The sequence below is a fragment of the Micromonospora krabiensis genome, assembly GCF_900091425.1.
Taxonomy (GTDB): Bacteria; Actinomycetota; Actinomycetes; order Mycobacteriales; family Micromonosporaceae; genus Micromonospora; species Micromonospora krabiensis.
Window position 1 is genome coordinate 2,752,814 of the sequence record NZ_LT598496.1, and the last position, 26,220, is coordinate 2,779,033.

Annotated in this window: 20 protein-coding genes; 14 read left to right on the forward strand and 6 right to left on the reverse strand. The window is 73.2% G+C overall.

Features of this window, described 5'->3' with window-relative positions:
- Positions 1-10: 10 nt before the first annotated feature.
- The gene (locus tag GA0070620_RS32940; protein WP_091590189.1) at positions 11-595 is read right to left on the reverse strand and encodes a hypothetical protein; all 585 of its coding nucleotides are present in this window, start codon (positions 593-595) and stop codon (positions 11-13) included.
- A gap of 125 nt (positions 596-720) precedes the next feature.
- On the opposite strand from GA0070620_RS32940, the gene GA0070620_RS12210 reads away from it, so the two are divergent.
- The 7 genes from GA0070620_RS12210 to GA0070620_RS12240 all read left to right on the forward strand — a co-directional run bounded on the left by GA0070620_RS12210 (position 721) and on the right by GA0070620_RS12240 (position 7,602).
- Positions 721-1,713, forward strand: coding sequence for a GlxA family transcriptional regulator (locus GA0070620_RS12210; protein ID WP_091590191.1), 993 nt, complete (start codon positions 721-723; stop codon positions 1,711-1,713).
- Positions 1,714-1,821: 108 nt separating this feature from the next.
- Complete coding sequence (locus tag GA0070620_RS12215; RefSeq protein WP_091590194.1) at positions 1,822-2,943, forward strand: PQQ-dependent sugar dehydrogenase; 1,122 nt, start codon at positions 1,822-1,824, stop codon at positions 2,941-2,943.
- A gap of 75 nt (positions 2,944-3,018) precedes the next feature.
- Entirely contained in the window at positions 3,019-4,605 is a 1,587-nt protein-coding gene (locus GA0070620_RS12220; protein ID WP_091590197.1) for a Na+/H+ antiporter, read from the forward strand.
- Between the two features lie 56 nt (positions 4,606-4,661).
- On the forward strand, positions 4,662-5,318 hold the full coding sequence (locus GA0070620_RS12225) for a spermine/spermidine synthase domain-containing protein (RefSeq protein ID WP_091590200.1): 657 nt from the start codon (positions 4,662-4,664) through the stop codon (positions 5,316-5,318).
- A gap of 103 nt (positions 5,319-5,421) precedes the next feature.
- Complete coding sequence (locus GA0070620_RS12230; RefSeq protein ID WP_091590202.1) at positions 5,422-6,126, forward strand: dihydrofolate reductase family protein; 705 nt, start codon at positions 5,422-5,424, stop codon at positions 6,124-6,126.
- A gap of 43 nt (positions 6,127-6,169) precedes the next feature.
- The gene (locus GA0070620_RS12235; RefSeq protein WP_091590205.1) at positions 6,170-6,457 is read left to right on the forward strand and encodes a DUF1905 domain-containing protein; all 288 of its coding nucleotides are present in this window, start codon (positions 6,170-6,172) and stop codon (positions 6,455-6,457) included.
- A gap of 122 nt (positions 6,458-6,579) precedes the next feature.
- Entirely contained in the window at positions 6,580-7,602 is a 1,023-nt protein-coding gene (locus GA0070620_RS12240) for a DUF4331 family protein (RefSeq protein WP_091590207.1), read from the forward strand.
- 61 nt (positions 7,603-7,663) lie between these two features.
- Here the strand turns inward: GA0070620_RS12240 and GA0070620_RS12245 are convergent, their stop codons facing one another.
- Positions 7,664-8,764, reverse strand: coding sequence for an aldo/keto reductase (locus GA0070620_RS12245; protein WP_091590209.1), 1,101 nt, complete (start codon positions 8,762-8,764; stop codon positions 7,664-7,666).
- A 214-nt stretch (positions 8,765-8,978) separates the two neighbouring features.
- Between GA0070620_RS12245 and GA0070620_RS12250 the strand changes: the two genes are divergently transcribed.
- Positions 8,979-9,911, forward strand: a complete 933-nt coding sequence (locus GA0070620_RS12250) for an RNA polymerase sigma factor (protein WP_231922343.1) — start codon at positions 8,979-8,981, stop codon at positions 9,909-9,911.
- Positions 9,912-10,021: 110 nt separating this feature from the next.
- Positions 10,022-10,903, forward strand: coding sequence for an alpha/beta fold hydrolase (locus GA0070620_RS12255; protein WP_091590214.1), 882 nt, complete (start codon positions 10,022-10,024; stop codon positions 10,901-10,903).
- Positions 10,904-10,962: 59 nt separating this feature from the next.
- Here GA0070620_RS12255 and GA0070620_RS34020 read toward each other — a convergent pair whose 3' ends face one another.
- The gene (locus GA0070620_RS34020; protein ID WP_172836419.1) at positions 10,963-11,913 is read right to left on the reverse strand and encodes a GNAT family N-acetyltransferase; all 951 of its coding nucleotides are present in this window, start codon (positions 11,911-11,913) and stop codon (positions 10,963-10,965) included.
- Between the two features lie 163 nt (positions 11,914-12,076).
- On the opposite strand from GA0070620_RS34020, the gene GA0070620_RS12265 reads away from it, so the two are divergent.
- Positions 12,077-13,546 (forward strand): M1 family metallopeptidase, encoded by a 1,470-nt coding sequence (locus GA0070620_RS12265; RefSeq protein ID WP_091590220.1) that lies wholly within the window; start codon positions 12,077-12,079, stop codon positions 13,544-13,546.
- A gap of 54 nt (positions 13,547-13,600) precedes the next feature.
- Here the strand turns inward: GA0070620_RS12265 and GA0070620_RS12270 are convergent, their stop codons facing one another.
- Positions 13,601-15,688 carry an NPCBM/NEW2 domain-containing protein gene (locus tag GA0070620_RS12270; RefSeq protein ID WP_091590222.1) on the reverse strand — a complete coding sequence of 696 codons (2,088 nt, stop codon included), beginning with the start codon at positions 15,686-15,688 and terminating at the stop codon, positions 13,601-13,603.
- A 309-nt stretch (positions 15,689-15,997) separates the two neighbouring features.
- Here GA0070620_RS12270 and GA0070620_RS12275 point away from each other — a divergent pair, with 309 nt between their 5' ends.
- The 3 genes from GA0070620_RS12275 to GA0070620_RS12285 all read left to right on the forward strand — a co-directional run bounded on the left by GA0070620_RS12275 (position 15,998) and on the right by GA0070620_RS12285 (position 21,425).
- The gene (locus tag GA0070620_RS12275; protein ID WP_091590224.1) at positions 15,998-18,259 is read left to right on the forward strand and encodes a catalase; all 2,262 of its coding nucleotides are present in this window, start codon (positions 15,998-16,000) and stop codon (positions 18,257-18,259) included.
- 218 nt (positions 18,260-18,477) lie between these two features.
- Positions 18,478-19,650, forward strand: a complete 1,173-nt coding sequence (locus GA0070620_RS12280) for an acyltransferase family protein (protein WP_091590226.1) — start codon at positions 18,478-18,480, stop codon at positions 19,648-19,650.
- Positions 19,651-19,805: 155 nt separating this feature from the next.
- On the forward strand, positions 19,806-21,425 hold the full coding sequence (locus GA0070620_RS12285; RefSeq protein ID WP_157741601.1) for a M28 family peptidase: 1,620 nt from the start codon (positions 19,806-19,808) through the stop codon (positions 21,423-21,425).
- A gap of 57 nt (positions 21,426-21,482) precedes the next feature.
- On the opposite strand, the gene GA0070620_RS12290 is transcribed toward GA0070620_RS12285, so the two are convergent.
- The gene (locus GA0070620_RS12290) at positions 21,483-23,486 is read right to left on the reverse strand and encodes a serine/threonine protein kinase (protein WP_231922344.1); all 2,004 of its coding nucleotides are present in this window, start codon (positions 23,484-23,486) and stop codon (positions 21,483-21,485) included.
- A gap of 253 nt (positions 23,487-23,739) precedes the next feature.
- On the reverse strand, positions 23,740-24,654 hold the full coding sequence (locus GA0070620_RS12295) for an NADP-dependent oxidoreductase (protein WP_091590233.1): 915 nt from the start codon (positions 24,652-24,654) through the stop codon (positions 23,740-23,742).
- A 202-nt stretch (positions 24,655-24,856) separates the two neighbouring features.
- Between GA0070620_RS12295 and GA0070620_RS12300 the strand changes: the two genes are divergently transcribed.
- The gene (locus GA0070620_RS12300) at positions 24,857-26,215 is read left to right on the forward strand and encodes a serine hydrolase domain-containing protein (RefSeq protein ID WP_231922345.1); all 1,359 of its coding nucleotides are present in this window, start codon (positions 24,857-24,859) and stop codon (positions 26,213-26,215) included.
- Positions 26,216-26,220 lie beyond the last annotated feature (5 nt).

Below are 26,220 nucleotides of genomic sequence, written 5' to 3' on the forward strand. Positions count from 1 at the left end.
CGACCGAGGGTCAGGCCACCGCGACGACGACCAGCGCCGCGCCGACCACCAGGTCGACCACGCCGCAGAACTCCGACCACGGCCGGTTGACCACGGCGTTCACGCGGAAGTGGTACGCGTCCCAGACACCGTGCGCGAGGAATCCGACGGCGGCCACCAGGACGGCCAGCCGGGACTGAACGGCGCTCGCGAGGAGAGTGACCGCGCCGAACGCCAGCATCCCGACGGTCTGGAGCGTGACCGTCCGGGGCTCGGTGAACCGGCGCCGGGCCACCGCCCACAGCCAGAGCGGCACCAGCAGCACCGTCATGCCGACCGCCGGGTCCAGGGCCGCCACGTCCCGCGCCCGCAGGACGTGAAGCACGGCGACCACCGCGCTCAGCGCGGGGAAGGCCAGCCACGCGGCCCACGGGCGACCCAGGGCGTACGCCACCAGGTAGATCCCGGCCATCGTGGCGATGCTCGGGCCGAACAGCGCGGCCTCACGGTCGCCGAGGGCCATGACGGCGATGGCGCCCCCGGCGGCGACCAGGCCCAGGGCGCTCGGCCAGCGGTCGGTCGAGGTCGCCGGGTGCGAGTGTGTCGTCCCTGTCATGGCGCCGATCGTGGCCCGGTCGCGCGGGCCCGGTCACGACCGCCGGCCCGGCCGGTCCGGAATCGTGGGCAGCGGTGCCGGAATCCTGGTGCCGCCGCTGCGGGCCGTCCGGGTTAGCGTGAGGCATGCGGGAGCGGCTGGTCCTGATCGTCGCGTACGACGGCGCGGAGCTGCTCGACATCGCCTGCGTCAGCTCCAGCCTGGACATCGCCAACCGGGGTGGCGCGCGCCCTCCCTACCGGACGGTGCTGGCCACGCCGAGCGGCCACGCCGTCACCTGCGACTCCGGTCTGCGGCTGGAGGCCCAGGTGGCGCTGGAGCGGTTCACCACCCCGCCCGACACGCTGGTGGTCTCCGGCGGGCTCGGGCACCTGGCGGCCGCGGCGACCCCGACCCTGGTCGGTCACGTGCGACGCCTGGCGGGGCTGGCGCGCCGGGTCTCGTCGGTGTGCACCGGCGCGACGGTGCTCGCCGAAGCCGGCCTGCTCGCGCACCGCCGGGCCACCAGCCACTGGATGTACGCCGAGCAGCTCGCCCGCGCCTACCCGGAGGTGCGCGTCGACCCGGACCCGATCTTCGTGCGGGACGGCAACGTCGCGACCTCCGGCGGGGTCACCAGCGCCCTCGACCTGACCCTCTCCTTCATCGAGGAGGACCACGGCACGGCGCTCGCCCGTGGCGTCGCGTTGGGCATGGTCGCCTACCTGCAACGGCCGGGCAGCCAGGCCCAGATGAGCATGTTCCTGTCCCGGACGCCGGGCGACGACCTCGTCGTGCTCCGCACCCGGGACCACATCGTCAGCCACCTCGCCGGGGATCTGGGGGCCGCCACCCTGGCCCGGCTCGCGGGAGTCAGCGAGCGGCACCTCTCCCGGCTGTTCCTCACCCACCTGCGGGAGACACCCGCGCAGTACGTGCGCCGGACGCGGACCGAGGCCGCCGCGCACCTGCTCGTGTCGACCACCCTCCCCCTCGCCGCCGTGGCGCGCCGCTGCGGCTTCGGCTCCACTGAGTCGCTGCGCCAGGCGTTCCTCGCCTACCACGCCGTGCCGCCGTCGCGCTTCCGCGCCGAGCGCCGGGCCGGCGGCGCGCCGCTCGGACCGGAGGCGTCGCGCTGACGGAGCCCGCGCTCGTGATCGTCTGGCTCCGGTGGCCGTCCTCGCGGACACTGGAACGACGTGGCCGCGTCCCCGGCCGGCCGCTCCCCCCACCCCTGGAGGATCAGCATGGCGTTCAGCACGGCAGGCAACCGGTGGCGACGGGCGTGGCTGGCGGTGCTCGCGGTGAGCGTCGCCGCGGGCTGCGACAGCGGCGGCGACCCGCGCCCGGCACCGGGTGGCCTCGCCACCAGCAGCGCCGTCAGCGCCCCCTCCGGCATGCCGGACCTGGACGCCGGCGAGGAGGTCGCCCGGGGGGTGGACGTCCCGTGGGGTCTGGCGTTCCTGCCCGGCGGTGACGCCCTGGTCGCCGAGCGGGACACCGGCCGCGTGCTGCGGGTCGCCCTCGGCGGTGGCGACCCGGTGGAGGTCTACCGGGTGCCGGGGGTGGCGGCCGGTGGCGAGGGCGGGCTGCTCGGGCTCGCCGTCTCCCCCGGCTACGCCCAGAACAGCCTGGTCTACGCCTACTTCACGGCCGAGCGGGACAACCGGATCGTGCGCTTTCGGCTCGACGGCGGGCAGCCCGAGGTGGTCTTCGACGGCATCGCCAAGGCGCGCACCCACAACGGCGGCCGGATCGCGTTCGGTCCGGACGGGATGCTCTACGTGGGCACCGGGGACGCCGGTGACACCGACCGGTCGCAGGACCCGGCGAGCCCGAACGGCAAGATCCTGCGGCTCACCCCCGACGGGGAGCCGGCGCCCGGCAACCCGACCGCCGGGTCGCCGGTCTACAGCCTGGGCCACCGCAACGTGCAGGGCCTGGCCTGGGACACGCAGGGACGGCTGTTCGCCACGGAGTTCGGGCAGAACGAACTGGACGAGGTGAACCGCGTCGAGCCGGGCCGCAACTACGGCTGGCCCGAGGTGGAGGGCGACGGCGACACCGCCGGCGGCCGGTACACCAACCCGCTCGTGACGTGGCCGGTACGGGACGCCTCGCCGTCGGGCATCGCCATCGCGGGCAACACCGCGTACGTGGCGGCGCTGCGCGGCGAGCGGCTGTGGAGCCTCCCGCTGGACGGCGACACGGTGGGTGACCCGTCGGCGCGGCTGGACGGCAGCCACGGCCGGCTGCGTACGGTGCAGGTCGCCCCGGACGGCGCCCTCTGGGTCACCACCTCCAACACCGACGGGCGCGGTGACGTCCGCGACGGCGACGACCGCATCCTGCGCTTCCCCGCACGATAGGCTCGGACCGGCTGGTCAGGCCTCGTTCCCGGGGGCCGGCACGTCCCGTCGCTGCGGTGCGCGTGGAGGTGGGCCGTGCTCGGTCTGGAACTCGTGGTGCTCGTCGGCCTGGCTCTGCTCCTGTCCAGCGTCCTGGCACGTCGCCTCCGGGTCGCCCCGCCGGTGCTCCTGCTCGGCTGCGGCGTGCTGCTGGGGTTCGTGCCCGCGCTGCGCGCCGTGCAGCTGCCGCCCGAGATCGTGCTGCTGCTCTTCCTGCCCGCGCTGCTGTTCTGGGAGAGCCTCAGCACCTCGCTGCGGGAGATCCGCAGCAACCTGCGGGTCATCGTCCTGCTGAGCACCTTGCTGGTTATCGCGACGGCCGCCGCGGTGGCGGCGGTGGCGCACGCGCTCGGGCTGCCGTGGGGGCCGGCGTGGGCGCTCGGCGCGGCCGTCGCGCCCACCGACGCGACCGCGGTCGGGGTGCTCGCCCGGGCCCTGCCCCGCCGCACGGTCACCGTGCTGCGGGCCGAGAGCCTCGTCAACGACGGCACCGCCCTGGTCATCTACGGCCTGGCCGTGGGCATCACGGTGGGCGAGGAGACGCTCAGCGCCGGCCACGTGTCGTGGCTGGTCGTGGTCGCGTACGGGGGTGGCGCCCTGATCGGGGTGGCAACGGCGTGGCTGCTGCTGCAGGCCCGTCGCCGGGTCCACGACCCGCTCCAGGACAACCTGGTCAGCCTGCTGGCCCCGTTCACCGCGTTCCTGGTCGCCGAGACGATCCACGCGTCCGGGGTGCTCGCCGTCGTGGTGACCGGGCTGTGGTTGAGCCAGGCCGGCCCGCGTCAGGTACGCGCCCAGACCCGGCAGCAGGGGACGGCGTTCTGGGGGTTGTCCACGTTCGTGCTCAACGGGGCCCTCTTCGTCCTGGTCGGGTTGGAGGTCCAGTCGGCTGTCCGCGGTCTGACCAGCGTCGACCTCACGCGTGGGCTGATGGCGGTCGCCGCCGTCTCGGCGACGGTCATCGGGGTGCGCTTCGCCTGGCACTTCACCACCCCGTACGCGATCCGGCTGGTGGACCGCCGTCCCCGGCAGCGACTGCGCCGGGTCGCCGCGCGGGCCCGCGTGGTCAGCGCGGTCGCCGGTTTCCGGGGCGCGGTGTCGCTCGCCGCGGCGCTCGCGGTGCCGCAGACGCTGCGGTCCGGGGCGCCGTTTCCCGACCGGGACACGATCGTGTTCGTCACCACCGGGGTGATCGTGGTGACGCTGGTCGTCCAGGGTCTGCTGCTGCCGCCCGTGGTGCGTTGGGCCCGGCTGCCCGTCGACAGCACCGTGGAGCAGGAGCGGCACCTGGCCGAGACGGTGGCGACCGAGGAGGCGCTCGCCGTGCTGCCCCGGCTCGCCGACGAACTGGGCATCGGGCCGGAGGTCGTCGACCGGCTCGACCGGGAGTACCGCAAACGCCTGCGGGTGCTGCGGGCCAGCCGGGGTGAGACCGACGACCACGTCGCCCTGCGCTACGAGGAGCAGTACCGGGCGTTGCGCCTGGCCGTGCTCGCCCACAAGCGCGCCGCCGTGGTCCGGTTGCGCGACGAGCGCCGCATCGACGACGGCGTGCTGCGGCTGGTGCAGTCCCGGCTGGACATCGAGGAGGTGCGCCTGTCCCGGCGGGAGGAGGCGGAGTGATCGTCGGGGCCGGTAATTCGACATCGGCGGGGGTGCCGGGCACGTAGGTTGGCCCGATGGGGGAATCGGCGACGGTGGTCGACCGGGCGGTGACCGAGCGGGGTGAGCTGGTGCTCCGCGAGCGCGACGGCCACTTCGAGATCATCAGCAACGGGGTGTTCCTCATGGACACCCGGGCGGGTGCCTCGGAGCGGCTGCTCGTCCGTGCCGCCCTGGACCGGCTGCGGCCGGGCGGCCGGCTCCTCGTCGGCGGGCTCGGCGTGGGGTTCTCCCTGGCCGAGGCCGCCGCGTCGCCGGTGCCGGCCGAGATCGTGGTGGTGGAGATCGAGCGGACGATCATCGACTGGCACCGTCGTGGCCTGGGCGCGTACAGCGCGCACGCCCTGGACGACCCGCGCGTGCGGATCGTGAACGACGACGTCGTGTCCTGGCTGCGGGGGACCGCCGAGGTCTTCGACGCCATCTGCCTCGACACCGACAACGGTCCGGACTGGACGGTGTTCACCGACAACGCCGCCCTGTACGACGCGGACGGCACCGCCCTGCTGCGCGACCGGCTCGCCCCGGGGGGTGTGCTGGCCGTGTGGAGCGCCTCGGCGGCGCCCGCGTACGCCGAGCGGCTCGCGGCGGTGGTCGGTCCGGTCACCGCCCACCCGGTGGCGGTGTCCCGGGGTGAGCCGGACATGGTCTACCTGGCCGAGCGCGGTATGTGACCGCCGTCACGTCGGCGGACTGTCGGGTCCGGGCGGCCGGCGCCGATCTCCTGTCGAGCAGGTGCCCGGTCGGGCGCCCCCGGACGCAGAGGAGCCAACCGAGATGACCAAGGTGACCGCGCAGGTGTCGGTGTCGGTGGACGGGTTCTACGCGGGCCCGCGGTTCGACGGGGACGGTGACTGGATGGCGTCGGCCGAGAGCGCCGGCTTCTTCCGGGTCACCCGGTGGGTGACCGAGGGCATGGCCTGGCGGGAGCGGCAGGGCTTCGCCGGCGGGGAGCAGGACACGAACTCCGAGGTGATCGCCGAGACGTTCGCGGCGGCGGGCGCGTACGTGATGGGGCGCCGGATGGCCGACGGCGGTGAGGTGCCGTGGGGCGACGAGCCGCCGTTCCGGGCGCCGGTCTTCGTGGTCACGCACCGGCCCCGGGCGCGGGTGGAGCGCAAGGGCGGCACCAGCTTCACGTACGTCACCGACGGGGTGGCGGCCGCCGTGGAGCGGGCGCGGGCCGTGGCGGGCGACCGCAACGTCGCGGTGGCCGGGGGCGGCAGTCTGGTGCGTCAGGTGCTCGCGGCCGGCCTGCTGGACGAGTTGGAGCTGCACGTCGTGCCGGTCGTGCTCGGCAGCGGCCTGCGGCTGCTCGACGCGGACCTCGGTCTCGGCGAGAAGGAGGGGATCGAGCTGACGCCGACCCGGGTGATCTCCACTCCGGAGGTCACCCACATCCGCTACGCGGTGCACGGCCGCGCCCCGCTCCTGCTCGACGACCGGGGTCGTGGCGGCGGCGCGACCACGATCATCAGCTGACGCGGGGGCGCCGGGATCGGCCGGCGGCCCCTATCCTGGCGCGATGGACCTGGAGTTCAGCGGCGAGATCTGGTTCTGGAGGGGTCCGGCGCCGTGGCACTTCGTCACGGTCCCGGAGGCCGAGAGCGGCGAACTTGCGGCGACGTCGGCGTCGGTGACGTACGGCTGGGGCATGATCCCGGTCGCCGCCCGGATCGGGGGGACCGGTTGGCGGACGTCACTCTTCCCGAAGGACGGGCGCTACGTCGTGCCGGTGAAGGCACGGGTGCGGGCGGCCGAGGGGCTCGACGTGGGTGACGTCGTGACGGTCCGCCTCTCCGTCGACGTCTGAGGGCGGACCGCCGGGCGGATTCCGGCATTGGCACGACCGGCGAAAGCCTCACCGGTATGTTCGCTTTTGTCCGAGAGCCGTCACCGCCGAGAGCCGTAGCCGTCACCACCGGGAGTCATCCGATGTCGCACCATCTCGACACCCCCCTCGCCGCGCAGAGCGGCCAGCTCTACATCGACGACCTGTACGTCTTCGACGGCGAGCGCGGCACCGTGTTCGTGATGGACGTGAACAGCTCGATCACGGGCGCCGACATCAAGCGGGGTTTCCAGACCGAGTCCCGCTACGAGTTCAAGGTCCACTTCGACGGGCACGAGATGGAGGACCTGACCTACCGGGTGTCCTTCGGCGACGCGGACGGCAACGGCCGGCAACCGGTGACCCTGCACGCGCTCACCGGCGCCGAGGCCCGCGACGACGCGGCGACCGGCACCATGCTGGTGGAGGGGACCACCGGCGACACCGTGAGCGCCGGCGGGCTCCGGCTCTGGGCGGGCCGCATCCGTGATCCCTTCTTCATCGACCTCGACCAGCTCGCGACGGTCAACGACGCGTTCAAGAACGGCGCCAAGCTGGACCGGTCGTCGTGGAAACCGGAGAACGCGAAGAACACCTTCGCCGGCACCACCGTCGAGTCGATCGTCCTGGAGGTCGGGAAGGGCGACGGCACGCTGCGCGACGACAGCCGGATCGGCGTCTGGTGCCGCACCATGCTGGCGACCGACGCGGGCGGGTGGCGGCAGATCAACCGCGCCGGCCACCCGATGATGTGGCCGATCTTCTGGCCCACCGACACCGACTTCTCGGACCCGGCCAACTTCCGGCACCCCTGTGACGACCTCCGGGCCGACGGCGAGGGGATCGCCTCGACGGTGGCGCGGGTCGTGGCGGCGAACGGCACGGCGCCGGACGCGAAGGCGTACGGCTGGAGCGTGGCCCGCAGCGTCTATCCCGACCTGCTGATGTACCAGGTGGGCACGCCGGCCAACTACGGGTTCGCGGTCCGCAACGGGCGCACCATGCGGGACAACGCGCCCGAGGTGATGTTCTCGCTGGTGCTGAACACCGGCATGACCTCGGGCCTCACGGCGGACGTGACCCGGGACGCGCGCGCCGACACCTTCCCCTACGTGGTGCCGGCCTGATCCCCGCCGGCGACGGCCGAGGGCCCGCCCGGACCGGTCGGTCCGGGCGGGCCCGTCCGCGTCAGGCGGCCGGCGGGGCGCCGTTCCACACCGGCGGGGTGTAGCCGGCCGGCTTGTCGCCGATGCCCAGGCCCGGGCTGACGATCCAGGACTGGTACTCCGGCGTGAACATCGAGTACGGCAGGGCAAGCGGCACCGCGCTCGCCTCGTCGAGCCGCGCGCGCAGCTCCCGCGGGATCTCGAAGTCCAGCGCGGTCATGTTGCTGTCGACCTGCTCGGGGCTGCTCGCCCCGAGGATGACCGAGCCGACGGCGGGCTGGGTCGCGACCCAGTTGATCGCCACCTGGGCCATGCTCCGACCCAACTCGCCGGCCACCGACTCCAGCGCGTCGATCACCTGCCAGTCGTGGTCGCTGACCGGCAGCCCGTTCCCACCGCTCGCCCCGAGCCGCCCGGCCCCGGACACACCGTCCTCCGTGCGCCGGTACTTGCCGGTGAGCAGCCCGCCGCCGATGGGGCTCCAGGCGGTGAGCCCCATCCCGAGGGACTGCGCCATCGGCAGGAACTCCGGCTCGATGCCCCGAGCCACCAGGGAGTACGGCAACTGAAGGCTGATCATCGGGGTGAGCGCGTGCGCCTCGGCGTAGCTCTGTGCCCGGGCGGCGTACCAGGCGGGCACGTCGGACAGGCCGGCGTACCGGATCTTGCCGGCGCGGACCAGGTCGTCGAAGGTGCGGGCGACCTCCTCGACCGGGGTGATCCGGTCCCAGGTGTGCAGCAGGTACAGGTCGAGGTAGTCGGTGCCGAGCCGGCGCAGCGACGCGTCCAGCGCGCGGATGATGTGCTTGCGCCCGTTGCCGCCCGCGTTCGGGTCGGTCGGGTCGACGGTGTTGGTGAACTTGCTGGTCAGCACGAGCCGGTCGCGCACCCCGGCGGAGGCGATCAGCCGGCCGAGGATCTGCTCGCTCTCGCCCGCGGTATAGAAGTCCGCGGTGTCGATGAAGTTGCCGCCGGCCTCCAGGTAGCGGCGGAAGATCGGCTCGGCCTCCGCCTCCGTCTTGCCGTACGAGGCGTGGAAGCCGCCGGTGCCGAAGTTCATGGTGCCCAGCGCCAGGCGGCTCACCCGCAGCCCGGACCGGCCGAGCAGGTAGTAGTCGTGCATCGTCTCTGTCTCCTCGTCGGACGGCTCACAGCCCCGCTCGGGCTGCCGGTCCGCAACGGTGCCCCGGCAAAAATGGACCGGCAAGTCCAAATCCGGGGGCACCCAGGGCGGTCGTTACCTCCGCCACAGACCGGGCACACCGGTGATCGAGTCGCGGCACGATCGTCTCGGCTTCCCCGACCGGAGGAGACGGGTGGGACGAAGGACCATGAACGTGACGGACGACGACACCGACCTCGTACGGCTCGCGCAGACGGGGGACGCGGCGGCCCTCGGCGCGCTGCTGAGCCGCCACGAGGCCGGCATGCGCGCGGTCGGCATCAGCCTGCTGGGCTGGGGCCCGGAGGCCGAGGACGCGGTCCAGGACGCGATGGTAGTGGCGCTGAGCCGCATCGGCGAGGTACGCGACCCGACGGCCGTCGGCCCCTGGTTGCGCGCGATCGTCCGGAACAACGCCCGGATGGCGCTGCGCCGGCCCCGGGCGATCCCCGTCGCCGAGCCCGAGTGGTTGGCCCTGCCCTCCGACACGCCCACCCCGGAGGAGGCACTGGACCGGGGCGCCCTGCGGGACTGGGTCTGGCACGCCATCGGCGACCTGTCCGAGCCCGACCGGCTGGTGACCCTGCTCCGCTACTACAGCGACGCGTCCTCGTACGACCAGATCGCGGCCCTGTGCGACATCCCGGTCGGCACCGTCCGCAGCCGGCTCAACCACGCCCGCCGGGCGCTCGCCGCCGGCCTGCGCACCTCCGCGGAGGCCGCGCACGCCGACGCGACGGCGGCGGCCGACGCCCGGTGGCGCGAGGGTCGGGACGCGATCGACGCGGCCATGCGCGGCGACTTCGACCGCGTGGTCCGCGACCTGTGGTCACCCGACGCGCAGATGCTGGTCCCCGGCGGCGCGCGCGGGGACCGCGACTTCGCGGTACGCGGCATGGACAAGGACCTGTCCGACGGCGTACGCCAGCGCCTGCGCAACGTCGTGGCGAGCCGCGACGTGCTGATCTGGGAGACCGACCTGATCAGCCCGCCCGACGACCCGGACCACTGCCCCCCGGGCGCCCTCTGGTTGCAGCGGCTGCGCAACGGCCGGGTGCGCGAGCTGCGGCTCTTCCACCCGAGCCCGGCCCACGCCCTGGCCGCCTGAAAATTTCTCCGTCGCCGGGCGAACTTTCCGACCGGCTCCCGCATCTCGTCCCGCCAACCACAGTTCCCGCGCGGCCGGTGCCGCGCGGGCCACGGATCGGGAGAGACACCATGGGTTCCACCCGCCACGACGCCGCCCTCACCCCGGGCACGCACGAGTTCGCCATCGACGGCGTCCGGCAGGTCTACCACGTCGCCGGCACCGGCCCGGTCTGCGTGGCGCACAGCGGCGGCCCCGGCATCGGCTGGGGCTACCTGCGCACGCCCGAGCTGGAGGAGCACTTCACGATGGTGTACGTCGAGCCGGTCGGCACCGGGGCCTCCGGGCGCCTCGCCGACCGGGCCGACTACCGCCTCGACACGTACGCCCGGTTCCTCGGCGCCGTCGTCGACCAGCTCGGCGAGCACCGGGTGCACCTGCTCGGCCACTCGCACGGCGGCTTCGTCGTCCAGGCGTACGCCCTCGCGCACCCGGACCGGGTCGCCGGTCTCGTCCTGTACGACACCTCCCCGGTCACCGGCGCCGAGTTCTGGGCCGAGGCGATGGCCGGGCTGGTCGCGTACCCGGGGCGGTACCCGGGCAACCCGGAGGCCGAGGCGGTGCCGGCCGCCTTCCAGCAGGCCGTCACCGCCACCGACGACGACGCGCTGAGCGCCGCCCTCCGCACGGCGGTCCCCGTCTACTTCGCGGACTTCTGGTCCCGGCGGGAGGAGTTCGCCGCGTTCCAGGCGGCCGTCCAGGTCTGGGCCGAGCCGGCGGGTGCGCAGGACCCGACGCCGTTCGACGTACGGGACCGGCTCGGTGAGATCCTCGCGCCGACCGTGGTGATCGTCGGGGCACACGACTTCATCTGCGGCGTGCGGTGGGCGGAGCAGCTGCACGAGGGCATCAAGGACTCGCGGCTGGTGGTGCTGGAGCACAGCGGGCACTTCGGGCACGTGGAGCAGCCCGCCGAGTTCGTCCGCGCGGTGGTGCAGCTACGAGAGGGCTGAGCCGACGGCACCCGGTTCCCCCCGGGCCCGCACGCGGTGGTGGGCTCGGGGACGGCCTCCTACCCCTCCCGGGTGAGGCTCCAGTAGCCCACGCTGGGTCGCATGCCGAACGCCCGGTTGGCCCGGAGGATCGGCTCGTTGGTGTCGTCGTTGTGGGTGGTGACCGCGGTGGCACCGGCGCGGTACGCCGCCCACAGAGCGGCGGCCTTCAGCGCTGCCGCCACACCCCGGCCGCGGTGCGCCACCGCCACACCGGTGTAGACCGTGTACCAGTCACCACTGCCGGCCAGCGGGGTGACGACGGTGATCCCGCACGGCGGCTGCGCCGGGGCGCCCTCGGGCACGGCCAGCAGCACGGTCGCCGCGTCCGGGATCACCGACCGGGCGTGGGCCAGGTCGACCTCCTGGTTCTCCGCGCCGGGCACCGGCAGGCCGGGCAGCGTACGGCCGATGCACTCGACGATCAGCGTCTCCTCGGTGGCGAGGTCGGCCACCCGGACCCGTACGTTCGCGGCGTCCGCGGTGTCCGCCGCCCGTCGCACCAGCTCGTCCTCGCGGCCGGGTAGGTCGAACCGCCAGCCGACGCTGTGCCGGGTGACCGCGAGCCCGTACCGCCGGGCGAAGCGGCGGCCCCCGTCGAGATCGTCTCGGATGGCACTGGTGATCACGATCGCCGGATCGACCTCGCGCTCGGCCCAGCTTCCCAGCGCGTCGGCGAGAGCCGTGCCGATCCCGCCGCCCCGCTCCCGCTCCGCCACCGCGACCAGGGCGGAGACCGTCCCCGGGAACGCCGGCTCGGTGGTCAGCTTGGCGGCGCCCACGACGGCCCCGGACCGTTCGGCCACGAGGGCGTGGTGGATCTCGCCGGGACCCGGGTTCGTCAGCCGGTCGGACAGCCGGTGTCGCTTGTCCGCGCCGGCGGCGAGCACCAGCAGCTCGACGGCGGCGTCGACGTCCGCCGGTCGCAGGGGGCGGATGGTGGCCTCGACCGGGCTGACCTGTGTCGTCACGGGACGGGAACCTAGCCGGGCGCGCCCTCGCCGGCCATGACGTGGGCCACGCCCGCGCTCGGGACCGGAGAGGAGTTCACCTGATCGCAACAGGATCCGGACAACCAGGGCCGGGGACCGGCGCGTTTCGACGCGTACTGGATCACCGACCCTGGAGCGGAACATGCGTCACCGATATGGCGTGGCCGTCCTGGCCCTCGCCGCCCTGCTCGCCGGCTGCACGGCCGACCCGCCGGCCCCGCCGGCCGACCCGACCGGCCCGTCCGCGAGCCCGGCCGGGCTGCCCGGCCCCTACGCGGCGTGGGCGGCCGGCCGTTCGACCCCGGTGGTCGACCCGCTCTACCCGCAGCACGGCACCGACGCCGTGGACGTCCTGCACTACGGGCTGGACCTGTCGTGGTCGCCGACCAAGCGCACCCTCACCGGCACGGCGACGCTGCACATCCGGCCGGTCCGCGACGCCGCGGCGGTGACGCTGGACTTCAAGCCGTACGCCCTCGACGGCGTCACGGTCGACGGCGCCGCCGCCCAGGGCACGGTGACCGCCGAGAAGCTGGTGGTCGACACCCCGGTCAAGGCCGCCGTGCCGGTCACGCTCGTGGTCCGCTACCACGGCAAGCCGTCGACGACGGGGTTCCCCACCAAACGCGGCGACGCTCACCCACTCGGCCTGACCGTCGACGCCGAGGGCGGCATCTGGACGATGCAGGAGCCGTTCGGGGCGTTCACCTGGTATCCGGCCAACGACCACCCGTCCGACGAGGCGCTCTACGACATCGCGGTCACCGTGCCGAAGGGCTGGTCGGGCATCGCCAGCGGCACGCCGGTGGGGCAGCAGGGCAACACCTTCCGCTACCGGAGCACGGTGCCCGTCGCGTCTTACCTGACCACCCTCGCCGTGGGCAGGTACAAGAAGGCGACCGCGACCGGGCCGCGCGGCATCCCGATCACCTACTGGTACCGCTCCGGCGACGCGAAGCACCTGCCGGTGTTGAAGAAGACGCCCCAGATGCTCGACTGGATGGAGAGGAAGTTCGGGCCGTACCCGTTCGACTCCGCCGGCGCCGTCCTGGTCGACTCGCCGTCGGCGATGGAGACCCAGCAGCTGACCACGCTGGGCAGCGGCATGGCCGAACGGGGCGAGCGGAGCTTCCACCTGAACACCCTGCACGAGTACGCGCACCAGTGGTTCGGTGACGCGGTGACCCTCACCGACTGGCGGGACATGTGGCTCAACGAGGGCTGGGCGCTCTACGTGCAGAAGCTCTACGAGCAGGACCGGTTCGGTCTCACCGACGCCGAGCTGGTGCGTGCCAGTCGCGAACTCGACGGGGTCTACCGCAAGCAGTACGGGCCACCCGGCGACCCGAAGCCGGCCGAGTTCGGCGCCACCAACGTCTACACCTGCGGCGCCGCCATGCTGCGGCAGCTGCACCAGGCCCTCGGTGACGGGCGGTTCTTCGACCTCGCGCGCGGCTGGGTCCAGGAGAACCTGCACACCCAGCAGACCCGGGCGTCGTTCACCGCGTACGTCAACGAGAAGACCGGCCACGACTTCACCCCGCTGATCGACGCGTGGCTGGACTCGCCGACCACGCCGCCGGAGACCGGGCCGCTGCCCGCCGGCCAGTAGGCCGTACGCGCGACGGCCGCACCCCGGTCAGCGGGGGTGCGGCCGTCGCCTCGCTCAGCAGGTGGCGTTCAGGCCCGCCCAGTTGGCGCGGTCGTTGTAGCCGCCGTCACCGGCGTCACCGACCACCAGGTCGAGGACCCGCACGCCGGACAGGTCGACGTCGACGGCGCGCGTCGCCTCGCGGGTGACCACGCCGCTGTCGAACAGGACCTTGCCGTCGCCGACCACCTGGAAGGTGGCCGTTCCGCCCTCGGGGCCGACGTTGTTGACCGCGTCGTCGATGCCGACGAGGGCGGTCAGCCGGCTGCACCGGTCGCCCACGTAGTAGCGGACCGTGGACGGGGACGCCACGCCCAGGCCGGTCGGGTGCACCTGGCCGAGCATGGTGATCGGCGACCAGCCGCCGACGCTGAGGTCGACGGTCGGGCTCATCCAGCCGCTGGTGGCGCTGATCCAGGTGTGGTGTGACAGCACCACGTTCCCGTCCGGCGGCACCGGTGCGATGATCAGGCTCGACGTCGACCGCTGCGTCACCCGGCCGTGGCCGAGCACCTCGTACGACGTGGTGGCGGTCAGCGACGCGGCGCCCGCGGTGGCGGACGCGGGCGGCGTCACGGTGAACGCGAAGGTGGCGTGTCCGCCCGGGGCGAGCAGCAGCGGCGCCGTCCCCAGCGGACGGACCGTCCAGCCGGCCGGCGTCGCGAGGGTCACCTTCGGCGTGAACACCGGCAGCAGCCCGTCGTTGCGCACCGCCACCTCGACCCGCGCCTCGTCACCGCCGGCGAGCACCGGGGTGGCGTTGGCCGGCGTGGCGGCGCCGCCCACCTTCGTGACGGTCGGCAGGCCGGCGGTCACGTGCGGAACGCCGGGCAGACCGCGCGCCGGGGTGACGCGCAGCAGCGCCGCGCCGTGGGCGGGCACGGCCGCGCTGATCGTGCCGGCGCTCTCGGTGACCCGGTCGGTCCACGCGTCGCGCACCGTGAACCGCGCGCCGGACAGGCCGATCTTCGCGCCCGTCGTGGTCTGCACGGTGGGGCTCTCGCCCCGGTTGAGCAGCACGACGGCCCGGCCGCCGTCGGCGAGCCGCTTCACCCAGGTCTCGGTCGTGCCGGCCGGGCCGACGCGGACGGCCTGGACGCCCGCCCGGTCCTGGTTGATCGCCAGCATGTCGGCGTCGGCGAGGATGTCGACGGAGGTCTGGCTGAGCTTGCGGACGTCGCTGCCGATGACCAGCGGCGCGGCGGCCACCGCCCAGAGCGACATCTGCGTACGGAACTCCTCGTCGGTCATGCCGAGCTCGGGGGCCACGTAGTCCGGGTCGTTGAAGTGGCCCGGACCGGCGACCTCGGGGTGCCGCGCGTTCGCGTCGTAGTTGCGCAGCACGTCCTTGAACTTGATGTCGCCGACGAAGCCCACGTCGGTGTACGTCCGCCACGACTGGGCGATGGCCGGCGCGTAGGTCCACGAGTAGGTGGACTGCTGCTCCTCCGGGTAGTTGCCCCAGTCGGGCGAGGTCACCGGGTTGCAGAGGTTGAAGATGATCGGGCGTCCGCTGGCGTTGTTGCGCAGCGCGTGCGCGAACTCGGTGTAGACGGTCTTCGGGTCCAGGTCGGCGGCGATGCCGCAGAGGAAGTCGACCTTCACCGCGTCGAACTCCCAGGCGGCGAACTGGTCGGCGTCGCGCTGGTAGTAGCCGCCGCCGCTGCCGAGGCCGCACTTGCCGGGGATGTACGGCCCGGCGTCGGTGTAGATGCCGGCCCGCAGGCCCTTGCCGTGGATGTAGTCAACCAGCGGCTTGAGCCCGTTCGGGAAGCGGGTCCGGTCGGCCTGCAGGTCGCCGGCGGCGGTGCGCGGCTCCGGGTCCTGCCAGCCACCGTCGAGCCACACGATGTCGTAGCCGGCCTTCGCCAGGCCCCGGTCCACGAGGGCGTCGGCCACCTCGCGTACGGACTGCTCGGAGAAGTTGCCGCCGAGACCGAAGTAGGTGTTCCAGCCCTGGTAGGGGGTGGGGCTGAGCACCTGCGAGGGCGCCGTCTCGGTGCGGGCGTCGGTGGTGGCCACCGGGGCGGCCTGGGCCGGGGCGGGCACGGTCAGCAGACCGGCCGTGAGCGCCAGGACGGCGGTGAGCACAGGTCGTTTCACACTGGAATCCTTTGCTGCCGGGGACGGGCGGATGCCACGGGCCAGCGGCGCGGAGGGTGGAGCGGCGCCGCCGGCACTCCTGAGCTGTGTTTCCAGGATCTTGCATGGGTGAGAACAGGGTGTCAATATTAATTCGTAAATTACGAGCTAACGACCATGTTGGACCTCGATCCACCGGTGTTCGCGGGGCACCACCCACCGGCGACTGTGGACGCCACCACCACGGAGGGCAGCGGTCCGGTTTCGCCGACCCGACCTGGGGTACGGCGAAAAGGCCCTGCTCAGCCGCTCCCTGGAGGTATTCGTTCAGTGGAATCCCGCACACCCGCCAAGGCGGTCAAGGACGTCGTCGAAGCCGCCGCGGGCAAGGTGGCCGACGCCCTGAGCCCGGACGCACCCGGTGCGCCCGGCAGCGCCCCGCCGACCGTCGACGAACCGACCACCCCCCACGACCCGCTGCCCCCGAAGAAGGAGCACGGCGCACCGGAGACGCGTACGCCGACCGGCGCGGAGACCGGCGTGCCGCCCATCGCGAAGGGGCAGCAGGGGGCGTACCTGACCACGGCCAACGGCGCGCGACTGCGCGACACCGACCACTCGCTCAAGGCCGGGCCGCGCGGTCCGGTCCTCCTCCAGGACCACCACCTGCGGGAGAAGATCACACACTTCGACCACGAGCGGATCCCCGAGCGGGTCGTGCACGCGCGGGGCGCCGGGGCGCACGGCGTGTTCACCAGCTACGGCACCGCCGAGGCGGTCACCCGGGCCGACTTCCTCAAGAAGGGCCGGGAGACGCCCGTCTTCGTACGCTTCTCCACGGTCCTCGGGTCGCGCGGCTCCGCCGACACCGTGCGGGACACCCGGGGCTTCGCGACGAAGTTCTACACCGCCGAGGGCACCTTCGACCTCGTCGCCAACAACATCCCGGTCTTCTTCATCCAGGACGCCATCAAGTTCCCCGACGTCATCCACGCCGGCAAGCCGCACCCCGACCGGGAGATCCCGCAGGCCCAGAGCGCCCACGACACCTTCTGGGACTTCGTGTCGCTGCACACCGAGGCGCAGCACCACACGATGTGGAACATGTCCGACCGGGGCATCCCGCGCTCCTACCGCACCATGGAGGGCTTCGGCGTCCACACGTTCCGGCTGGTCGACGACGCCGGCGCGACCACGCTGGTCAAGTTCCACTGGAAGCCCAAGCTCGGCGTCCACTCCCTCACCTGGGAGGAGGCGCAGCTGCTCGGCGGCGTGGACCCGGACTTCCACCGTCGGGACCTGTACGACGCGATCGAGGCCGGCGCGTACCCGGAGTGGGAGTTGGGCATCCAGGTCTTCCCGGACACCCCCGAGGAGACCTTCGCCGGCATCGACCTGCTCGACCCGACGAAGATCGTGCCGGAGGAGCTGGCCCCGGTGCAGGCGGTGGGGCGGTTGACGCTGAACCGTACGCCGCGGAACTTCTTCGCCGAGACCGAGCAGGTCGCCTTCCACGTCGGCCACCTGCCGCCGGGCATCGACGTCACGAACGATCCGCTGCTGCAGGGACGTCTCTTCTCGTACGTCGACACGCAACTCACCCGCCTCGGCGGCCCGAACTTCACGCAGATCCCGATCAACCGACCGCACGCGCCGGTCAACGACATGCTGCGGGACGGCTTCCACCAGCACGCCGTGCACGCCGGCGTCGCGCCCTACCGGCCGAACTCCCTCGACGGCGGCAACCCCTTCCCCGCCGGGGACGCGGAGAACGCCTTCGTCGACGTGCCGGTGACGGTCGCCGAGGCACCCAAGGTGCGCGCCGCGCCGGCCTCGTTCGACGACCACTACAGCCAGGCCCGGCTCTTCTGGCAGAGCATGTCGCCGGTCGAGCGGGAGCACATCGTCCGGGCCTACACCTTCGAGCTCGGCAAGTGCTACCACCAGGCGATCCGGGAGCGCCAGCTCCGGTGCCTCGCGAACATCGACCCGGTGCTGTGCCGGGAGGTGGCCACCGGCCTGGGGCTGCCCGCGCCCGAGCCGACCGTGCCGCTCGCCGACGTCACGCCCAGCCCCGCGCTCTCCCAGGTCGGTCGGGAGTGGCCGGTCGACGGGCGGATGGTGGGGATCGTCGTCGCCCCGGACGCGGACCTCCAAAACGTCGACCAGGTGCGCCGGGCGGTGACCTCCGCCGGCATGGTGCCCCTCCTGATCGGTCCGCACGGCGGCGAGGTCGACGGTCTGCCCGTGCAGCGGACCTTCGCCACCGCCCGGTCGGTCGAGTTCGACGCGGTGTTGCTCGCCACGGCGCCGCCGCCGGCACCGGACGCGCTGCCGGCCCGCGACGCCAAGGCCGGCGCGGCGGAGGCGACGGCCGTGGATCCCCGCGTGCTGCTGCTGGTCGACGAGGCATGGCGACACGCGAAGGCGATCGGCGCGTGGGGCGGCGGCGTGGGCGTGCTCCAGGCGGCCGGCGTCAGCGGCACGCCGGGCGTGGTCACCGGTGACGACGCCGGCGAGGTCTTCGCGGCCGTCCGCGACCTGATGGCCGCCCACCGGGTGTGGGAACGGTTCCCCGCGTCGGTCGGCTGACCCGGCCGGTTCCACCCCCGGGGCCGTCCTCCGCCGACGCGCGGAGGACGACCCCGGGATCCGGTCGGAAAAGGACGGGTTAACCGTGCCACCAGCGGCCGGTGAACAGCCGAAGAAATTGCGGTATCCCATTCGTCGAATGGCGCTCGGCACCCATTCCGGCGGGACCGTGGAATTGCCTCCCCGTGCTATAGCCTGGCGCGGAACTGGAGGAAGAGATGACATCCACGCCCGCGCCGACCAGCGATCGGCTGCACGTTCCCGCGTTGACCGGCCTGCGCTGGTTCGCTGCTCTTGCCGTCTTCCTCCACCATTCCGCACCGCACGAGGCGTTGCCGGGTCCGATCGCCCGGATCATGGGTGCGGGCAGCAACGGCGTCACATTCTTCTTTCTCCTGTCGGGCTTCGTCATCGCGTTGAACTACTTCGACGGCGCCGCCCGACCGACGCTGCGCGGCACCTGGAACTACGCCGTCGGTCGACTGGCCCGGGTCTATCCGCTCTATCTGCTGGTCCTCGTGGTGGTCTGGGTCGCCGTCGACCACGGCTCCCGCCCGCTCCGGCTCGTCCACCACCTGTTCGCGGTGCAGGCCTGGCACCCGTCGCTCGTCATCGCGTACGGCATCAACCCGCCCGGCTGGTCGATCGGCGTCGAGTTCTTCCTCTACGCCTGCTTCCCGTTGCTGGCGCTGGCGCTGCGCCCGATCGCCGAGAACACCAGGGCGCTCGTCGCGGTGGCGGTGGCCCTGGTCGTCGCCGTCTTCGCGGCCGCGGCCGTGTTCCACCTCTTCCGCTACGGCCTGCCCGCCACCGATCCGTCCGGCGCCCACCGCTGGCTCTACCGGATGCCGGCGACCCGGCTCGGGGACTTCGCGTTGGGCATGGTGGCGGCGCTGCTGCTGCGCCGCGCCCGGCGCTCGTGGTCCCCGTCGGCCGCCCGTGACCGGATGCTGTCGCCGCTGCTCACCTGGTTGCCGCTCGCGGCGACGCTGCTGCTCATGGCCTGGCCCGCCCGCTCCCGCTACTACGCCAGCTACGACGCGATGTGGGTGCTGCCGGCGGTGCTGCTCTTCCTCGGCCTGAGCCTCTACCCACGGTCGGCGCTCAGCCGATTCCTCGGCGCCCGGGTCACCGTGTTCCTAGGCGAGGTCTCGTTCGCCTTCTACCTCGTGCACCGCCCGCTGATGCAGGCGTTGGACGCCGAGTCGTGGGCGAACGGCGGCTTCCTGGCGTACGCCGGCCGGATGGTCCTCCTGGTCGCCCTCATCACCGCCGTGGCGACGGCCTGTCACGTCCTCTGGGAACGCCCGGCCCAGCGGTTCGTCAACCGCCGACTCAGGATGAGGGCACCGGCACCGGCACCGGCACCCGTGCCGACGCCCACGCCCTGACCCCCGCCGCCGCCCCGCCCTGACCCCACCCGGCCCGCTCGGATGGACGCTCTGGCCGAACGTCGATATTGATCTTTGTCTGTCTGTGCGACGGTCGATCTCGTCCGGCACGGGGGCGCGGGGGCCGGACGCCGCAGCGGTGAGGAGGACACACCGTGGTGTCTGCACGAGTCAGACGGGCGTTGGCCGCGACGGTGGCGGCGACCCTGGTGGGATCGCTGACGCTGGTCACCCCGGCGCAGGCCGGTTCCCACAACAACTCGGCGAAGAAGCTCACGAAGGCGGTGACCCTGAAGGGGGTGCTCCGCCACCTGGACGCGTTCCAGAAGATCGCGGACGCCAACGGCGGCAACCGCGGCTCCGGCCTGCCGGGGTACGACGCCAGCGCCGACTACGTGGCGGGAAAGCTGAAGAAGGCGGGCTACACCGTCACTCGGCAACCGTTCGAGTTCAACTTCTTCGAGGAGTTCGGGTCGTCCTTCGCCCGGACGTCCCCGCCACCGGCGACCGACTACGTCGCCGGCACCGACTACGACCTGATGGACTTCTCCGGAGCCGGCGACGTCACGGCGTCGGTCGTGCCGGTCGACCTGGCGCTCACCCCGCCGCGCGCCTCGACGTCCGGCTGTGAGGCGTCGGACTTCACGTCGGCGGTGACCGGCCGGATCGTGCTGGTGCAGCGGGGCGGCTGCCCGTTCGGCCAGAAGGTGACCAACGCCGAGGCCGCCGGCGCGGTCGGCGCCATCCTCATGAACCAGGGCGACGGCGACCCGGTCACCAACGTCGACCGGTACGCGCTGTTCGCCGGCACGCTCGGCAACCCCGTGGGGATTCCCGCCGTGTCGGTCTCCTACTTCCTCGGCGAGCAGCTCGCCGCCACGGCGGACCTCGCCGTACGGATCACCGCCGACACGACCTCGGAGATCCGCGCCACGGAGAACGTCATCGCGGAGCGCCGCACCGGACGCGCCGACAACGTGGTGATGGCCGGGGCGCACCTGGACTCGGAGCCGGACACCGCCGGCATCAACGACAACGGCACGGGCAGCGCGGCGCTGCTGGAGGTCGCCCTCCAGATGGCGAAGGTGAAGAGCAACAACCGGGTGCGGTTCGCCTGGTGGGGCGCCGAGGAGGCCAACCTCGTCGGGTCGACCTTCTACGTCAACAGTCTCACGGCCGAGCAGGTCGAGGACCTCGCGCTCTACCTCAACTTCGACATGATCGGCTCCCCGAACTACGTGTTCGGTGTCTACGACGGCGACGACTCGGCGCAGACCGGCGCCGGCCCGGGCCCGGAGGGCTCGGCCCAGATCGAGGACGTCTTCGAGTCGTTCTTCGCCCGCCGCGGACTGCCCACCAACGCGGCCGACTTCACCGGCCGGTCCGACTACGGCCCGTTCATCGCGGTCGGCGTGCCCGCCGGCGGGCTCTTCACCGGCGCCGAGGTGCTCAAGACCGCAGAGGACGTCGCCAAGTACGGCGGGGTCGAGGGGGCCCAGTACGACCCCTGCTACCACGACCCCTGCGACAGCCTGCGGCCGGTCACGGACGGCGCGGACGCCGCTCTCTACGCCCAGCTGCGGTCGCTGTACCGCCTCTACGGCAACGTCAACACGTACGCGCTCGACGTCAACGCCGACGCCCTCGCCACGGCGGTGATCACGTTCGCGTACGACACGTCGGCGGTGAACGGGGTCCGCTCCCCCGGCACGTCGCACGGTAGGCCGCACGGCGCCGGCCGCAGCGCGGACGCGCACGGCAACGCCATCCGCTGATCTTCCGCGGAGGAGCCCGGACCGATCAAGTCGGTCCGGGCTCAGCGGGTCAGCGGGTCAGCGGCGCGACCACTGCTGATGTGGCGCACCGCTGGCACAGGCCCGCTGCTCGATCGACGCCCCGTTGGCGGTGCCCGCGCCGACCACGGCCAGACACATCCCGCTGTGGGCGTTCACCAGTTGGCGCCGGTCGTTCAGGGTGAACTGCTGGGCGGGCGTGGTGTTGCAGGTGGTGAGCTGGATCGCCGCGCCCTCGTCGCTCGACGCGTTGAGCACGTCGAGGCAGCGACCGCCCAGGCGTACGCTCCGGTCCGATCCGAACGTCCAGAGCTGGTTGCGGCCGCGGTCGTCGCGGCAGTCCCAGATCCGCAGGGCCACCGGGTCGGGCGAGGCCGGGTCGCTGATGTCCAGGCAACGTCCGCTGGCCGCCCCGACGAGTTGGTAACCCGACCGGGTCGGCGTCATGCTCGACTTCGGTGCGCCGGTGCCCCCGGGCGTGAGCGTCGCGAGGCCCCCCGACGCCGGCGGCGCGGCCGGCCGGAAGCCCGCGGTGACCCGCTGGAAGGCGTCCGCGTTGGCCGGCCAGTCGGCGTCCGGCGTCGTCCAGACGATGCGGTAGCTCTGCTGCGTCGACGTCGTGAAGACGCGCTGCCGTACGTGCAGGACGATGCCGCCCGCGCCGGTGTGGACCCACTCCCAGTCGGCGGCCCGTAGCTGGTAGTTGACCGCCGCGATCTCCACCCGGTGGTACCCGCGCAACCGCCCGCCGATCGCCGGGTCCTTCTCCTGGCTGGTCAGCACCCCCACCGGGTCGCCGCCGGGAGTGTCGACCGGGCCCACCGTGAGCATCCGCTCGCCGCCCGGCTCGTGGAACTCGACCTGCCGATCCCTTCGGACGATGCGCCAGTCGCGGGGTGCCGGCACCGTGAACCCACTGCTGTCGCGGTAGACCGACCAGGTGAGCGGTCGCGACCCGTCGGCGGCCGGTGGGGCGGAGTACGTCGCCTCGGTCGACGGCCCGCTCGACTCCGGTGGACCCACCAGGTCGGCGTCGCTGGTGGTGCGCGGCGCCCGATGGCCGGCCAGGGGGATGCCGATGACCAGCCCGAGTGGCAGCAGGACGGACAGGGCCGCGACGAGCCAGGACCGCCGTCGACGCCGGACGGAGGCCGACGGCTCCGCGGCATCCAGCGCCGCCGGGGCTGGGTCCGGGGTTAGGGCTGGGATCGGAGCCGGAGCCGGGGTCGGGGCGGAGGTCGGAGCCGGCGCCCGGGTCGGGATCGGGGCCGGGGGCAGGGCCGTGGCCGGTCCGGCGAGCACCGCCCGCAGCAGCCGCTCCGCGGTGTCGGCGTCGATGCGCTCGGCCGGGTCCTTGCGCAGCAGCCCCTCGATCACGGGTGTCAGCGGTCCCGCGTGCCGCGCCGGGGGCGGAGGCTCGGTGGCGAGCGCGGTGAGGCTCATCATGCTGGACGGCCGCGCGTAGGGCGACTGCCCCTCGACGGCCGCGAACAGGGTCGCGCCCAACGACCACAGGTCCCCCTCCGGGCCCACCGTGCCGCGCATGGCCCGCTCGGGCGAGACGTAGGCGGGCGAGCCCAGGACGACACCCGTGAGGGTCAGGTTCACGTCCTCCACGGCCGTGGCCAGGCCGAAGTCGGTGAGGACGATCCGCCCGTCGATGCCGATGAGGATGTTGGCCGGCTTGACGTCCCGGTGGGCGATCCCGGCCCGGTGGGCGGCCCGCAGCGCCCCGAGCACCGCCAGCCCGATTTCGGCCGCCCGCCGCGGCGGGACGGGGCCATCGGCGGTGATGGCGTCGTGCAGGGAGCGCGAGGGCACGTACTCCATCACGATCTGCGGGTCACCGTCGGCGCCCAGCAGCACGTCGTACACCTTGACGGCGTTGACGTGGTCGAGGCGCGCGATCGCCCGCGCCTCCCTGAGGGAGCGCAGCCGCAATTCCTGCCGCGCCTGATCGGTCAGCCCCGGCGGCGGGACGATTTCCTTGACGGCCACGTCCCGCTGGAGCATGCGGTCGCGGGCCTTCCACACCCGCCCCATTCCACCCTGGCCGAGAAGTTCCAGGACCTCATACCGATCGGTAATAAGAAGCGGCAACATCTCTGGCACGGCCGGAACGTTACCTGCCCTGATCGGAGGCCAGTTCGTCGGTCGCTGACGGCGGTCAAAAAGTGGTCCGGATCATGTCCGGTAACCCCGTCGCGTATTCGTCGGGGGAAACCGTCGGTCACCGCGATCCCGGCCGCACGAATGCCTTTTTCGAGCACAGTGGAGAGCGCTATTCACGAATTGGTCAGGGGACGAGGACCACCTTGCCGCGCAGGCCTCCGGCCGCGACCAGCCGGTGCGCTCGGGCCGCCTCGGCCAGCGGCAGCGTCGCGGCCACGCGCGTCCGCAACCGGCCCGCCGCCGTGTCGGCCAGCAGGTCGGCGAGCATCGGTTGGACCAGCCGGATCAGGACGACGTGCTGCCGCACGCCACGGGCCGGGTCCACCGGCGGCGTGGGACGGGTCGTCACCAGGACGCCGCCGTCGGCGACCACCGCGGCCACGGGCGCGCCGACCGGGACCGCGTCCAGCGCGGCGGGCACCGGCCCGACCGTCGTCAGGTCGATCGCGCGGGGCAACACCTCGGTCACGCCGAGTCCCGCCACCCACGCCTCGTCGTCCCGGCCCGCGACCGCGAGCACCCGGTGCCCGGCCCGGTTCGCGAGTTGGGCCGCGAAGCCCCCCACCCCGCCGCTCACGCCGTTGACCAGCAGCGTCGAGCCGGGGTCGAGCGCCATCAGGTCGAGTGCCTGCCGCGCGGTGAGCGCGTTGAGCGGCACGGTGGCGGCGGCGACCGGGTCGAGGTCGTCGGGGATCGGGACCACCGCGTCACGGCCGACCGCGACCTGCTCGGCGTACGCCCCGTACACGCCGCGCACCACGTACCACGGGATCATCCCGGCGACCCGCTGACCGGGCCGCAGGTCGGTCACCCCGTCACCGCATCCGCTCACCTCGCCGGCGAAGTCCCAGCCGAGCACGAACGGCGGCTCGATCGGTTCACCCACCACGAGCCCCGCGCGGGAAGCCAGGTCGGCGGGGTTGACGCTGGCCGCGAGCACGCGCACCAGCACCTGTCCCGGCCTCGCGACGGGGTCGGGCCGGTCCACCAGCCGCAGCACCTCCGGACCACCGATCGCCGTCACCGCCACAGCACGCACCGGACCACTCCCTCCATCCAGGACACTCATCCTCGCCGCGGTGGCGGGCCGCCGCAACGCCTCCGGCATGCGCGGTCAGCCCCTGGCGCCGCACCCTCGACGCGCCTCGGCCGGGCGGCGAGGCCGGGTCGGCGGGTCGGCTGGGTGCCGGAGGCGTACGGCCCGATGGCGCAAGTGCGGGCGAGCTGCCATGCTCGCCGCCATGCCTGTCGCTCGTCGTACGTTGCTCGGCGCCGGTCTCGCCGCGGCGACCGCCACCCTCGCCGGCTGCGGCGCCACCCGCGACGCCGGCTCGGCGCCGGCCACGACGAGCACGGGGGCGGCGGGGCCGACCGGCACCGGTCGGGCGACCGAAGCGTTCGGCGCGAACCCGGCTCGCCCGGGCACGAGCCCGACCGCTGACGCCGGCGACCAGGCGCCCTACAGCGCCGAGGTCACCGCGGTCCTCCGGCGCGGACTGCCGAGCACGGCGCAGTCCGTCCGGCACACCGGCTATCCCGGCGCGGTCGCCCTCGTGACGGTCGACGGTCGGACCACGGTGCACACCGCGGTCGGTGAGGCCCTGCGCTACGGCGCCGGACCGTCGCTGCTGGCGGCCGGGAAGCGGGTCGCCATGCGCCCCGACTCGATCTTCGACCTCGCCTCCGTCACCAAGGTCTACACGGCGATCCTGCTGTTGCAGCAGGTCGACAAGGGCCGGGTACGGCTCGACGCGCCGGTGACCGACTACCTGCCGGAGTTCGGTGGCGCCGGGAAGGACGCAGTCACGGTGGCGATGCTGCTCGCGCACACCAGCGGCCTGCCCGTCGGCGCCAAGGTCACCGGGCTGAGCAGCGACAGCGCTCGGTGGTCCGCCGTCGTCACCACCCCGCTCGTCACCGGCGCCACCCCCGGCACCACCTTCCGCTACTCCAGCGTCGGTCTCATGGTGGCCGGCAAGATTGTCGAGAAGGTGACCGGGCTGCGGCTCGACCGGGCCCTGCGGACCAACCTCACCGAGCCCCTCGGGCTGCGCGACACCGGATTCAACCCGAAGACCTGGTTGAGCCCCGCCGCCCAGGCCAGCCGGCTGGTCGCCACCGACGCCCGCTCGTCGCGGGGGCTGCTGCGCGGAACCGTCCACGACGACGTCGCCAACCACCTCGGCGGCGTCGCCGGGCACGCCGGGGTCTTCGCCAGCGCGGCCGACCTCGCCGTCATCGGGCAGCTGCTGTTGAACGGCGGCAGCTACCGGGGCAGGCGGATCCTCGCCGAGGCCACGGTCAGGCGCATGCTCGGCAACGTCAACGCCGGCAAGCCGGCGATCGACCCCGAGCGGCCGCGGCGCACCTCCGCCCACGGCCTCGGGGTCGTGCTGGACCAGCCCTGGTTCATGGGCCGGCTCTCCTCCGCGCGCGCCTTCGGCCACACCGGTTTCGCCGGCCCGTCGCTGCTGGTGGACCCGCGCCGCAAGCTCGTGCTCGCGTTGTTGACGAATCGGGCGCACCCGAACTGGAGCTGGGCCGACCCGGACCCGACCCGGGTCGCGGTCGCGAACGTCCTGGCCCGCGCGGTCGACTGACCGTT